Source organism: Corynebacterium kalidii (genome assembly GCF_022869005.1).
Taxonomy (GTDB): domain Bacteria; phylum Actinomycetota; class Actinomycetes; order Mycobacteriales; family Mycobacteriaceae; genus Corynebacterium; species Corynebacterium kalidii.
This window is the reverse complement of the sequence record NZ_JALIEA010000017.1, coordinates 122,464-136,021: the sequence shown is the minus strand read 5'-3', so window position 1 is coordinate 136,021 and position 13,558 is coordinate 122,464. Positions and strand designations below refer to the sequence as shown.

Genomic DNA, 13,558 nt, shown 5'->3' with positions numbered 1-13,558 from the left:
GTATATGGCCATTCGGCTGGTAATCGGGCAGACGACATGAAACCCTTGCAGTGACACCGTCTCCCTACCGGGGACGGCTCTAACTGATTGTTGACCAAGCGACCACTACGACCCCACAAGGAGGCCCACGGTGAGTGACCAAACATGGTTCATAATCGCCATGGTGATCTATCTGGCTGTGATGCTCGGCATCGGCGTCTGGAGTTTCACCAAGACCGACAAGTACGAGGATTACATGGTCGGAGGCCGCGGCCTCCACCCGTTCGTCGCAGCGCTGTCCGCCGGCGCGTCGGACATGTCCGGCTGGTTGCTCATGGGTCTGCCCGGAGCACTGTTCATGTCCGGGTTCTCCGAGATCTGGATGGCCGTCGGCCTGCTGGTCGGCTGCTGGCTGAACTGGAAGTTCACCGCACCCCGGCTGCGCAGCTACTCCGAGGTGTCCAACAACTCCATCACGGTCCCGTCGTTCTTCGAGAACCGGCTGCGCGACCACAGCCACACGCTGCGCATCGTGGCCGGCATCATCATCCTCGTCTTCTTCACCTTCTACGTCTCCTCGGGCATGGTGTCCGGTGGCCGGTACTTCGAGTCCACCTTCAACGGCGACTACCTCACCGGCCTGCTCATCATCGGCGCGGTGACCGTGGTCTACACCTTCGTCGGCGGCTTCCTCGCCGTGTCCTACACCGACGTGGTGCAGGGTTCGATGATGTTCCTGGCGCTGATCCTGGTGCCGGTCTTCGCGATCCTGTCCCTCGACAACCCCTCGGACATCTTCACCTTCCAGGTCGACAACGCCTACGGACTGGACGAGGCGCTGGGTCCGAACTCGAACTTCTACAATCTGTTCCAGTTCGCCGACACCACCACCTGGGCGGCGTTCATCCTGATCATCTCGAACCTGGCCTGGGGCCTCGGTTACTTCGGGCAGCCGCACATCATCGTGCGCTTCATGGCGATGCGGAAGCCCTCCGACGCGGTCGCCGGCCGCCGCTGGGGTGTGGGCTGGATGTTCCTGTGCCTCGTCGGCACGGTCTTCGTCGCGATCACCGCCCCGGTCTTCTTCGCGCAGACCGATGCAGCGACCTTCGCGGACACCACGAACTACGAGACCATCTTCCTGGACATGGGCAAGGTCGTCTTCCACCCGCTGGTCGCCGGCCTGGTGCTCACCGCCGTGTTGGCCGCGATCATGTCCACCATCTCCTCGCAGCTGCTGGTGGTCTCCTCCGCCCTGGTCGAGGACATCTACGCCGGGCTGATCAACAAGAACGCCTCCGACACGCTGCTGAAGAACCTGTCGCGCGTGATGGTCATCATCGTGGCCGCGGTGGCCGCACTCGTCGCCCTGGACCCGAACTCCGCGATCCTCGGGCTCGTCGAGTTCGCCTGGGCCGGCTTCGGCGCCTCCTTCGGCCCCGTGGTCGTCGCCGCGCTCTACTGGCGCCGGCTCAACGCCCCGGGTGCTGCCGCGGGCATGGCCGGTGGCGCCATCGTCGCCTTCCTCTGGGGCGGCCTGCCGCAGTTCGGCGTGATGGACAAGCCCTTCGACCTCTACGAGATGATCCCGGGTGTGGCCGTCAACATCATCCTCATGGTCGTCGTCTCGCTCGCGACCAAGGCCCCGAGCAAGGAGATCACGACGGAGTTCGACGAAGCCGTCCGTATCGCCAAGCTCACCGCCGGGGACGACACCGCCGACCTCAACGCCGTCCGCGCCAAGGTCAAGGAAGAGTCCGCGCAGGGCAAACTCTAGGTTCCCCGTAACTCCGGGAACCTCCGGACCGGCCGGCGGAGTCTCTCTACCCTATGAGACTCCCCCGGCCGGTTTCGTCTGTCACGGTGCCCCTCGCAGCCCTGCTGTCGCTCGCCCTGCTTGCCCTGTGGCTGGTCGCCGGGGTGCACGGCCGCGACAGCGCACGCACCGCCCCGCGGGCCGACGACCGTGCGACGGTCGTTCAAGCGCTCGACGAATTGACCACCGTGGCGCGGCGGACCCATGTCCTCGGGTACTCCCGCGACCACTTCGGCGGATGGGCACAGCAGTGGTGGACCGGCCCCGCCGACTCCGCCGACTCCGGCCCTGCGCCGGCAGGTTCACGGTGCAGTACCCGGCAGGTGGTCATGCTGGCTGCCTTCCCCGACCGCTCCCCCACCGCCGACGGCTCATGCCCTGCCAGCCGGGGTGACACCGTCGACGTCTACACCGGCGACACCATCACCCCCGCGGACGTGGAGATCGACCATGTCGTCCCACTGTCGGCGGCGTGGGACCACGGGGCGTGGTCCTGGCCCCGGGCCGAACGGGTGCGCTTCGCCAACGACACCGAACTGAACCTCGTCGCCGTGGCAGGCCGGGTCAACCAGGACAAGAGCGACGGCAGCCTGGGCGAATGGCTTCCCCCCACGGCAAAAGCCGGCTCCCCGTCGGAAGCCGGCTGTGCCTATGCCGCGAGATATCTCGCGGTGTGTCTGCGCTACGGTCTCACCGTCAGTGACGGGGACGCGTCGGCAGCCCGTCAGGTGTGTGCGGTGTGACCGTCCCAGGGTCCCACCACGCACCTGCGGGGAGGTGGATCAGTCCCGTCGGGACCCGCGGTTACCGCGGTAGCTGCCACGGCCACCACGGTCGCCGCGGTCGCGGTCGCTACGGTCACGGTCGAAGCGCCCGCCCCGGTCGCCCCGGTCACCACGGTCGTGACGGCCACGTCCGCCGCGGTCGTTACGGTCGCCCCGGTCATTGCGGGGACGTCCGCCACCGCGGTGGCCGCCACGGTCGCCGTCCTGGCGGTGCCGGGCCGGGCGTCCTGCGGGTGCGCCGGGGTCCGGCTCGATGTTGATCAGCTTGCCGGAGATACGGGTCTGGTCGAGGGACTCGAAGACCTCCTTCGGCAGGTCCGAGGGCAGCTCCACGAGGGAGTGCTCGGAGAAGATGCTGATCCGGCCGAAGTCGCGGGAGTTCATGTTCCCCTCGTTGGCCAGGGCACCGACGATCGCGCCCGGGCGCACGCGCTGACGGTGACCGACGCCGATGCGGTACACCGACAGGGACTTGCCGTTACGGTCGGTGACCGTCGGGGCCTCCTTGTTGAACCGCTCCTTGAAGGGACGGTGCACACCGGACTGGCTGTCGGAGTTGTCTCCACGGTCGTGACGGTCGCGTCGCTCACGCCGCGGGGGCTCCTGGATCTCCTCCATGAAGAAGGGCTCCTTGCCCTGGAGCTTCGCCGCGAGTGCCGCGGCGATCTCCGTGGGGTCGACCCCGTTCTCCTCCGCGTAGGCGGAGATGAGGTCGCGGAACGTGTCGACCTGCTTGCCCTTGCGGGCCTCGGTGATCGACGCGTGGAACTTGGCCTTCCGTGCCTCGTTGACCTTGTCGACGCCCGGCAGCTCGATCTCGTTGAGCTTCGACTTCGTGGCGCGCTCGATGTTCTTGAGCAGCCGACCCTCGCGCGGGGTGACGAAGAGGATCGCGCGCCCGTGACGACCGGCGCGGCCCGTACGGCCGATACGGTGGACGTAGGACTCCGTGTCGCGCGGGATGTCGTAGTTGAAGACGTGGGTGATGCGTTCCACGTCGAGGCCACGGGCCGCCACGTCGGTGGCGACCAGGATGTCGAGCCGCCCGTCCTTGAGCTGGTCAACGGTGCGCTCACGCTGGTTCTGCGGGATGTCGCCGTTGATGGCGGCCGCGTCGAACCCGCGTTCCCGCAGCTTCTCGGCGATCTCCTCGGTGTCGTTCTTGGTACGGACGAAGAGGATCATCGCGTCGAAGTCGGTGACCTCGAGGATGCGGGTCAGCGCGTTGAGCTTGTTGCGGTAGGTGACGTACAGGTAGTCCTGCTCGATGTTCTCCGCGGTACGCTGCGTGGACTTCACCGTGATCTCGGCGGCGTCGTTGAGGTACTGCTTCGACAGGCGACGGATCGCCGACGGCATCGTCGCCGAGAACAGGGCGACCTGGCGGTTGTCCGGGGTGTCGGAGAGGATCCGCTCGACGTCCTCCTGGAAGCCCATGTTGAGCATCTCGTCGGCCTCGTCGAGGACGAGGAAACGCAGGCCGGACAGGTCCAGGCTGCCCTTCTCCAGGTGGTCGATCACGCGGCCGGGGGTACCGACCACGACATGCGCACCACGGCGCAGACCGGACAGCTGCGCGCCGTACGGGGCACCGCCGTAGATCGGCAGCACGCTGATGCCGCCGAGCTTGTCGGCGAACGACTCGAAGGAATCGGCGACCTGCAGAGCCAGCTCCCGCGTGGGTGCGAGAACCAGGACCTGCGGTGTGCGCTGGTCGGGATCGAGCCGCGACAGGGCAGGCAGCGCGAAGGCAGCGGTCTTACCGGTACCCGTCTGCGCCAGGCCGACGACGTCGCGCCCCTCCATGAGGGTGGGGATGGTCGAGGCCTGGATGGGCGACGGCGTAGTGAACCCGACGCGTGCAACGGCCTCGAGGATCTTCGGCGGCAGGCCGAGCGAACCGAAGCCGTTGGTGTCGGCCCCGTCTTCGCCCTCGGACCCGACGGCGTCGGCGATGCCGGCAGCCTTCTCGGTCTTCTCGTTTTCTGTGTGGATGTTCTTCTCGGTGACGTCCCCGTCCACAGTGCTCTCGGGAATCTCTGCGCCCACTACGTCACCGAGGTCCGACGACCCCGTGACCGGGGAGGTGGCATCCTCGTGCAGATTCTCCTGAGGTACTGACGACTGGGAGGTTTCCGGCATTTTCTCGTCGCCGGTCACGTTCTCAGTTTCAGACATTGACCTCACCGTACGTTGTCCGCACGCCAAAAGCCATTCGACCGCCCTACGCTGTGATATAGGACTCCTCGATGGTTAGTATGTGAGTCCGTGACTGACACACGCACCGCCGCCCGGCAACCGGGACAGCTCCGCCGCACCCTCACCCACCGGCACATCCATTTCATCGCGCTGGGGTCCGCCATCGGCACGGGCCTGTTCTACGGCTCGTCGGGTGCCATCGGCGCCGCCGGGCCGGGCGTCGTCTTCGTGTACCTGCTCGGTGGCGCGGTCGTGTACTTCATGCTCCGCGCCCTCGGCGAGATGGCCGTCGCCGACCCTGCTCCCGGCTCCTTCGCGGAGTACTGCCGTCGCTACCTCGGCGGGTGGGCCGGGTACATCACCGGGTGGATGTACGCCTTCGAGATGATCATCGTCTGCCTCGCCGACCTCACCGCCATCACGGTCTACATGACGTTCTGGTTCCCGGAGACGCCGGGCTGGGTGTGGGTGGCCGTGGCACTGCTCGTCGTCGGCGCCGCGAACCTCGCCAGCGCGCGGTGGTACGGCGAGCTGGAGTTCTGGTTCACCTCGATCAAGGTCACGGCGGTAGTCGCCATGATTCTCGGCGGTGCCGCGATCCTGGTGTTCAACGTGGACACCGGCGGCTCCGCAGGTTTCGACAACCTGTGGAACGACGGCGGGCTGTTCCCCAACGGCGTCGCCGGTGTCTTCAGTGCACTGATCCTCGTCCTCTTCGCTTTCGGCGGGACCGAGATCATCGGCGTGACCGCGGGTGAGGCGGCTGACCACGAGAAGACCATCCCCAAGGCCGTCAACACGGTGCCGATGCGCATCCTGTTGTTCTACGTGCTGGCGATCACGGTGATCGTCGCGGTCATCCCGTGGCGCGAGATCACCGGCGACGAGTCCCCGTTCGTCCAGATCTTCAGTGACCTCGGGATCGGCTGGGCCGCGGCCGCCCTGAACGTCGTCGTCGTCTCCGCCGCGCTCTCCGCGATCAACTCCGATCTCTACGGTGCAGGCCGTGTGGTCTTCGGCATGGCACGCCAGGGGCTGTCCCCCAGGATCTTCGCCCGCCTGAACCACCGTGGTGTGCCGGTGACGACGATCGGGGTGATGCTCGTGGTCCTGCTCGTCGGGGTCGCGCTGCAGCTGGCCAGCGACACCGCCGCCGACATGTTCCAGAACATCGCGGCACTGGCGACCTTCGCCACGGTCTTCGTGTGGCTGATGATCCTGCTGGCACACCTCGGCAGCCGTCGCCGGTCCCGTCACGGCGGCGCCACCCCCGCCACACCCCTGGCCTTCCCCGTCCCGTTCTGGCCCGTCGGCCAGTACTTCGCCGTCGCCGTCATCCTCGTCACGTTCGGCACCATGGTGTGGATGGACCAGTACCACTCGGCCCTCTGGGCTGGGGTGATCTTCCTGGTGATCATGTCAGCGCTCTACCCCCTGGCCCGTCGCCGCGCCACCGCAATCGCCGCCGGTACCTCAGACCGGGGGGATGAAACGGCGGACGACTAGGTGTCGGACGCCCTGTTCGCCTACCGTTGTACTGTTCGATTCACCCCCTTACCGGGGATGCACACCCCCGTTACAGCCCATCACCCCAAGGAGCTCCCCTGCCCATGAGTGCACCGGCCCGCGATTCGCAGAACGACTGGAACTCCCGCATTCTGCTCGCCGAACAGATCCTCCCCCTGTTGTCTCGTCTGCACCGCGAGCACAACGTCGTGACGTCGATCTTCGGGCGCCTGCTCATCAACGTCACCAGTGTCGACGTCATCAAGTCGCACCGCTACGCCCGCCTGGTCACCGACCGGGAACTGCCGTTGAGCGCGACCCTGCCGATCCTCCAGGAACTGGTCGAGATGAACCTGGGCACCGCCTCGATCGACCTGGGCCGTCTCGCGACCGGATACGCGGCCGAGGTGGAGGCCGCCGGTGAGTCGGCGGGGAGCCTCCGCGCCTACCTGGAGCGCGAGCTGGCCGACGTCGTCGGCGCCCACTCCGAGAAGGAGCCCACCGACGTCGTGCTCTACGGCTTCGGACGGATCGGCCGTCTGCTCGCCCGCATCCTCATCGCCCGCGAAGCCGCCTACGGTGGCGTCCGCCTGCGCGCGATCGTGGTCCGGCGCAACGGCGACGAGGACCTGGAGAAGCGGGCCAGCCTCCTGCGGCGGGACTCCGTCCACGGGGCGTTCGACGGCACCATCACCGTCGACAACGAGAACGAGATCATCTGGGCCAACGGCACGCCGATCCAGGTGATCTACTCCAACGACCCGGCGCAGGTCGACTACACCGCCTACGGCATCGACAACGCGGTGCTCGTCGACAACACCGGCCGGTGGCGTGACCGCGAAGGGCTCTCCCAGCACCTCGCGGCCACCGGTATCCGCAAGGTCCTGCTCACCGCCCCGGGCAAGGGCGACGTCCGCAACCTCGTCTACGGCATCAACCACGGGGACATCACCGACGACGGGTCCGACGACATCCTCTCGGCCGCGTCCTGCACCACCAACGCGATCACCCCGGTCCTCAAGGTGCTCAACGACCGGTACGGCATCAACCACGGCCATGTCGAGACGGTCCACTCGTTCACCAACGACCAGAACCTCATCGACAACTTCCACAAGGGTGACCGTCGCGGCCGGGCCGCCGGGCTGAACATGGTGCTCACCGAGACCGGTGCAGCCAAGGCCGTCGCCAAGGCACTCCCCGAGCTCGAGGGACGGCTCACCGGAAACGCCATCCGCGTCCCCACCCCGGACGTGTCCATGGCCGTCCTCAACCTCACGCTGGACACCCCCACCACCCGCGACGAGGTCAACGACTACCTCCACAAGGTCGCACTGCACTCCGACCTGCGCCAGCAGATCGACTACATCAAGTCGCCGGAGGTCGTCTCGACCGACTTCGTCGGGTCGACCCATGCCGGCATCGTGGACGGTCTCGCCACCATCGCCGACGGCAACAACCTGGTCGTCTACGTCTGGTACGACAACGAGTACGGTTACTCCAACCAGGTCATCCGTATCGTCGAGGACATCGCCGGCGCCCGGCCGCAGGTCTTCCCGCGCCGCGTGTCCCCCTCGGAACTGTTCTGAGCCACAGGTAGGTAACTAGAACAGGTGTTCGATAGCTGACCCGCCGGGCGGAGGCGTGTCCGGGACCGGCGGTAGCGTGCTGCCCCATGGGCACCGACACCACCGCCACCACAACGACGTCCCTCCGCTCCCTCATCCGCCGGCCCTTCAGCGCGCTCAGACCGGCCCCCTCCGCCACCCAGGCCGCCGAACGGTGTGCAGGGGTGCTCCGCCACCCGCGTAGCCGGATCCAGGGGACCCCGGGGTGGCGGGCACCCTCCCTCCTCATCCCGTTGCCGTCCGGGCCGGTCGAGGTCCTCCTCGCCCGGCACCGGGTGTCACCGCGGATCTGGCGCACACTCACCGGTGCCGACGCCGACAGCGCACCACCTGCCGACGAACTCCACCTGGTCACCACCACCGCCCTGGCCCCCGCGACCGTGCGCGCCGCCCACGTGCCGGCTATGACGGCGGAGGTGCACTTCCTGTTCCGTCGGATCCTCCTGCCCCGCGACGACGCGCCGTGCCCCGATGAGTCGACCGTGGCCCACGGATCCCACGGACCCCTCGGCCCGTTGGTGCCCTGGCACTCGCGGGACGCCTGCGCCGAACCGACGCCGGACGGCAGACACCTGGAATGGACGTGGCACGCCCTGTGGGTCGGTCACCCCCGCCGACCGGCGTCCACGGGCCCCACGCACGGGCGTGCCGCCTGAACCGGGGTCAGACGGACTGTCCGGGCAGCTCCCCGTCGACATCGACGATGTCGTCGTCTTCCTCGTCGTACTCGTCGCCCTCATCGTCCCCGTCATCCCCGTCGTCGTCCCACAGGGTCTCGAGCGGGACGAGGAGCGACTCCCAGTGCAGTGCCTGCGCCTGTGCCAACGCGAGCACGTCGAAGAGCCGGTCGAAGTCGGTGTACTCACCCAGGTCGAGGACCTCCTCCGACATGTCGGCGACATTCGCGACGAGTCCGCGGAACATCGCCTGGCGCTCCATCTCGGAGTACTCCTCCCCCAGGCCCCCGTCGTCCCAGACCTCGGAGATGGCCTGGTCCATCAGCTCCTCGAAACCCTCGCCCAGTGAGATGAACTCGACATGTGCCGTCGGCTCCGTCGACTCACCGTCGAGGGTGACCACCAGCTCCGAACTCTCGCCGATCTCCGCGGAGACACGGAGTGCGTCACTGGCGTCCTGCTCGAACTGCAGGTCCACGATCCGGGAGTCCGTCCCATCGATAAGGTCCCGGATGACGCCGACCACCAGGTCGGTGGCGACATGACGGGCGACCGTCGCCACCGCCTCCTCGACAGAGAACACCACCCCGACGAGCGCGGCCTCGAACTCCTCGTCGTCCTCCGCGACATCGGCCATCGCGAGGAAGACGTTCGCGGCGGACATCCCCCCGGGCACACCGTCCTCGATCTCCACGAACTGGATCTCCAGGTCGCTGGAGACCGGGACGAAAAGGGTAGCGTCGTTCACCCTGGACTCGATCCCCTCCGAATCCAGGGACTCTGCAACTTCCTCATAGAACCCCATGGCGGCTGCCTCCTAGGTACCTCGTCCATACGCTGTGCAGCACACGCGGCGTCAACCCCACGCGGCTACCGGAACTCCACCATGCTAGCCCAGTTCCGTCTCCGTGTCGGACCACCGCACCACTCGTTTTGCTCACTGAACAGGCCGGCCGTCACACTGGACCGCGGAAGTTACTGAAAACATACGCTCAACTGCCTGTTTCTCGCCCGGCCCCGGCGGATTCACCGACGCCGGTGTTGTAGTAGTGTGGAGCGTCGAGATTGACCACATCATGAAATGAGGCGAGGACCTGCTGTGAACAGCACCAATTTCGGCCAAAATGAATGGCTGGTCGACCAGATGTACCAGCAGTTCAAGGAAGACCCCCAGTCCGTCGATCCGGAGTGGCGGGAACTCTTCAACAAGCGGCCGGACACGGTTGACCACACCTCGGGGACACCTTCCCCGAGCTCCACGACCTCCGGGAACGGCGGTAAAGCCGCCGAGAAGACCACCCAGACAGCTCCGGTCGCCAAGAGCGCCGCTGCCGCCGGAGGAACGAAGGAGACGGCGGCTCCGAAGGCCGCCCGACCCGCACCGAAGAAGCCGGCGGCGACCTCGGTCAACCCGATTCCGGAGCGTGTCGCCCCGCCGGCACCGAAGGGCCCCGCCGAGGCCCCCGCCGCCGGCGAGCACCCGCTGAAGGGGGCCCAGAAGTCCATCGCGAAGAACATGGACATCTCGCTGGAGATCCCCACCGCCACCACGGTGCGCGACATGCCCGCCAAGCTCATGTTCGAGAACCGGGCGATGGTCAACGACCACCTCCTCTCCCGCGGTAAGGGCAAGATCAGCTTCACCCACATCATCGGTTGGGCCATGGTCAAGGCGGTCCAGGCGCACCCCTCGATGAACAACAGCTACAAGGTCGTCGACGGTAAGCCCGTCGTGGTCACCCCCGAGCACATCAACCTCGGCCTGGCCATCGACATGGTCAGCAAGAACGGTGCCCGGAACCTCGTCGTCGCCGCGATCCGCGAGTGCGAGACCCTCACCTTCGACGGCTTCGTCGACGCCTACGAGGACATCGTCAAGCGGGCCCGCGTCGGCAAGCTCACGATGGACGACTTCAGCGGTGTGACCATCCAGCTCACCAACCCCGGCGGCATCGGTACCCGGCACTCCGTGCCCCGCCTCACCCGCGGCCAGGGCACCATCGTCGGCGTCGGCGCCATGGACTACCCCGCCGAGTTCGCCGGCGCCTCCGAGGACCGCCTCGCCGACATGGGTGTCGGCAAGCTGGTCACCATGACCTCGACCTACGACCACCGCATCATCCAGGGTGCCGAGTCGGGCGAGTTCCTCCGTGACATCAGCCGTCTGCTGATCAACGACGAGTTCTGGGACGACCTGTTCGCCGCGATGTCGGTGCCGTACGCCCCGGTCCGCTGGAGCCAGGACCTGCCGAACATCGGTGTCGACAAGTCGACCCGCGTCATGCAGCTCATCGAGGCCTACCGCAGCCGCGGCCACCTGATCGCCGACATCGACCCGCTGCAGTGGACCCAGCCGGGCCTGCCGGTCCCCGACCACTCCGACCTGGAGATCGAGACCCACGGGCTGACCCTGTGGGACTACGACCGCAGCTTCAACGTCGGCGGATTCGCTGGCCGGGAGAAGATGACGCTGCGCGAGGTCCTCGCGACCCTGCGTCGCGCCTACACCCTCAAGGTCGGTTCCGAGTACACCCACATCCTCGACCACGACGAGCGCCTGTGGCTGGAGCAGCAGATCGAGGCCGGCCAGCCGAAGCTGTCCAACCCGGAGCAGAAGTACCTGCTGCAGACGCTGAACTCGGCCGAGGCCTTCGAGAACTTCCTGCAGACCAAGTACATCGGCCAGAAGCGCTTCTCCCTGGAGGGTGCCGAGTCGCTGATCCCGCTGCTCGACGCCGCGGTGGACACCGCCGCCGAGCAGGGGCTCGAGGAAGTCGTCATCGGCATGCCCCACCGTGGCCGCCTGAACGTGCTGGCCAATATCGTCGGCAAGCCCTACTCGAAGGTCTTCACCGAGTTCGAGGGCAACATCGAGCCGACCGTCGCCGGCGGCTCCGGTGACGTGAAGTACCACCTGGGCCAGACCGGCCAGTACACCCAGATGTTCGGTGACAACGACATCGACATCACGCTGACCGCCAACCCGTCCCACCTCGAGGCCGTCAACCCGGTCATGGAGGGTATCTCCCGGGCCCACCAGGACCTCTCCCCCAACGGCGACGACCACCCGGTCATGCCGATCCTGATGCACGGTGACGCGGCCTTCAGCGGCCTGGGCGTGGTCCAGGAGACCATCAACCTGGCCAAGCTGGACGGCTACACCGTCGGCGGCACCGTCCACGTCGTGGTGAACAACCAGATCGGTTTCACCACCACCCCCGACGCCGGCCGGTCCACCCACTACGTCACCGACCTCGCCAAGGGCTTCGACGCCCCGATCTTCCACGTCAACGGCGACGACCCCGAGGCCGTCGTGTGGGTCGCCCGCCTCGCCGTCGAGTACCGCCGCCGCTTCGGCAAGGACGTCTTCATCGACCTGGTCTGCTACCGTCGCCGCGGCCACAACGAGTCCGACGACCCGTCGATGACCCAGCCCGAGATGTACGACCGCATCCACGACCGCGCCACCGTGCGTGCCCTCTACCACGACACCCTCGTGGGTCGTGGCGAGCTGTCGGAGGAGGACGCGCAGCGCGCCTCCGACGACTTCCAGGGCCAGCTGGAGACCGTGTTCAACCAGGTCCGTCAGGCCGAGAAGGACGCCGTCCCCGCCGAGCAGACCGGTATCGCCGGCTCCCAGGCACTGACCCGGGGTCTGGACACCTCCATCTCCCGTGAGGTCATCGAGGCCGTCGGTGACGCGTTCGCCAACGTGCCCGAGGGCTTCACCGTCCACCAGCGGGTGAAGCCGGTGGTCAAGCGTCGCCAGGAGATGACCCGCAAGGGTGACGTCGACTGGGCGTTCGGTGAACTCCTCGCGTTCTCCACGCTGGCCCAGGACGGCCGGCTCGTGCGCCTGGCCGGTGAGGACTCCCTGCGTGGTACCTTCACCCAGCGCCACGCGGTCCTCTTCGACTCCGAGACGACCGAACCCTACAGCCCGCTGGAGAAGCTCGCCGAGGAGTCCGGCAACGGCGGCTCCTTCCGCGCCTACAACTCCCCGCTCACCGAGTTCGCCGGCCTCGGCTTCGAGTACGGCTACTCCGTGGGCAACATCGACGCAGTCGTGGCGTGGGAGGCGCAGTTCGGTGACTTCGCCAACGGTGCCCAGACCATCATCGACCAGTACGTCGCCTCCGGTGAGGCGAAGTGGGGCCAGCTCTCCAGCGTGATCCTGCTGCTGCCCCACGGTTACGAGGGCCAGGGCCCGGACCACTCCAGCGCCCGCATCGAGCGGTTCCTGCAGATGGCGGCCGAGGGGTCGATGACGATCGCCCAGCCGTCCACCCCCGCGAACCACTTCCACCTGCTGCGCCGCCACGCCATGGGCACCATGCGTCGCCCGCTGGTCGTCTTCACCCCGAAGTCGATGCTGCGCAACAAGGCCGCCACCTCGCCGGTCGAGGACTTCACCGAGGTCACGAGCTTCCGCTCCGTCCTCGACGATCCCCGCCTGCAGGACGGCGAAGGTACGCACGACGAGATCACGACCGTCCTGCTCTGCTCGGGCAAGATCTACTACGACCTCGAGAAGAAGCGCCAGGAGGACGGCCGCGACGATGTCGCCATCGCCCGTGTGGAGATGCTGCACCCGCTGCCGCACAACCGCATCCGCGACGTCCTCGACCGCTACCCGAACGCCGAGTTCCGGTGGGTCCAGGACGAGCCCGCCAACCAGGGCCCGTGGCCGTTCATCGCCCTCAACCTGCCGGAGCGCATCGAGGGTCTGAAGCTCAAGCGGATTTCCCGTCGGGCCCAGTCCTCCACCGCGACCGGCCTGGCCAAGGTCCACAAGCTTGAGCAGGAGCAGCTGCTCAACGAGGCCTTCGCGAAGTAGCACCGCACCGGTGCACGCTCACCGGCCCAAACCCCGTGGGGACGGCCGGTACGGGCAGGACCCGGTGGGAGGGACACACACCATGTCCCCTCCCACCGGGTCCTTTTGCTGTGCCGCACCCGTGCCGCTCCCCC

General features: G+C 67.2%; 8 protein-coding genes. 6 read left to right on the top strand and 2 right to left on the bottom strand.

What is annotated here, in order from left to right; genetic code table 11:
* Positions 1–130 precede the first annotated feature (130 nt).
* Together putP and MUN33_RS11450 are read left to right on the top strand one after the other, a co-directional pair.
* Positions 131–1,756 (top strand): sodium/proline symporter PutP, encoded by a 1,626-nt coding sequence (gene putP / locus MUN33_RS11455; RefSeq protein ID WP_244805047.1) that lies wholly within the window; start codon positions 131–133, stop codon positions 1,754–1,756.
* A gap of 86 nt (positions 1,757–1,842) precedes the next feature.
* Complete coding sequence (locus MUN33_RS11450) at positions 1,843–2,538, top strand: HNH endonuclease family protein (protein ID WP_244805046.1); 696 nt, start codon at positions 1,843–1,845, stop codon at positions 2,536–2,538.
* Between the two features lie 39 nt (positions 2,539–2,577).
* Here MUN33_RS11450 and MUN33_RS11445 read toward each other — a convergent pair whose 3' ends face one another.
* A complete protein-coding gene (locus tag MUN33_RS11445; RefSeq protein WP_244805045.1) occupies positions 2,578–4,758 on the bottom strand; it encodes a DEAD/DEAH box helicase in 2,181 nt (726 codons plus the stop codon).
* A gap of 90 nt (positions 4,759–4,848) precedes the next feature.
* Here MUN33_RS11445 and MUN33_RS11440 point away from each other — a divergent pair, with 90 nt between their 5' ends.
* The 3 genes from MUN33_RS11440 (at position 4,849) to MUN33_RS11430 (ending at position 8,566) form a co-directional block, all read left to right on the top strand.
* Positions 4,849–6,285: an amino acid permease gene (locus MUN33_RS11440; RefSeq protein ID WP_244805044.1), complete on the top strand. Its 1,437-nt coding sequence runs from the start codon at positions 4,849–4,851 to the stop codon at positions 6,283–6,285.
* 104 nt (positions 6,286–6,389) lie between these two features.
* Positions 6,390–7,871: a glyceraldehyde-3-phosphate dehydrogenase gene (locus MUN33_RS11435; protein ID WP_244805043.1), complete on the top strand. Its 1,482-nt coding sequence runs from the start codon at positions 6,390–6,392 to the stop codon at positions 7,869–7,871.
* 86 nt (positions 7,872–7,957) lie between these two features.
* The gene (locus tag MUN33_RS11430) at positions 7,958–8,566 is read left to right on the top strand and encodes a hypothetical protein (protein ID WP_244805042.1); all 609 of its coding nucleotides are present in this window, start codon (positions 7,958–7,960) and stop codon (positions 8,564–8,566) included.
* A gap of 7 nt (positions 8,567–8,573) precedes the next feature.
* On the opposite strand, the gene MUN33_RS11425 is transcribed toward MUN33_RS11430, so the two are convergent.
* Positions 8,574–9,392 (bottom strand): hypothetical protein, encoded by an 819-nt coding sequence (locus MUN33_RS11425; RefSeq protein WP_244805041.1) that lies wholly within the window; start codon positions 9,390–9,392, stop codon positions 8,574–8,576.
* Between the two features lie 294 nt (positions 9,393–9,686).
* On the opposite strand from MUN33_RS11425, the gene MUN33_RS11420 reads away from it, so the two are divergent.
* Positions 9,687–13,424, top strand: a complete 3,738-nt coding sequence (locus tag MUN33_RS11420; protein ID WP_244805040.1) for a multifunctional oxoglutarate decarboxylase/oxoglutarate dehydrogenase thiamine pyrophosphate-binding subunit/dihydrolipoyllysine-residue succinyltransferase subunit — start codon at positions 9,687–9,689, stop codon at positions 13,422–13,424.
* Positions 13,425–13,558: the final 134 nt, after the last annotated feature.

What these genes read in the sequence shown, in the direction of transcription:
- MUN33_RS11445 (WP_244805045.1), bottom strand. Translation starts at nt 4,758, where the DNA reads ATGTCTGAAACTGAGAACGTGACCGGCGACGAGAAAATGCCGGAAACC.
- MUN33_RS11435 (WP_244805043.1), top strand. Translation starts at nt 6,390, where the DNA reads ATGAGTGCACCGGCCCGCGATTCGCAGAACGACTGGAACTCCCGCATT.
- MUN33_RS11425 (WP_244805041.1), bottom strand. Translation starts at nt 9,392, where the DNA reads ATGGGGTTCTATGAGGAAGTTGCAGAGTCCCTGGATTCGGAGGGGATC.
- MUN33_RS11430 (WP_244805042.1), top strand. Translation starts at nt 7,958, where the DNA reads ATGGGCACCGACACCACCGCCACCACAACGACGTCCCTCCGCTCCCTC.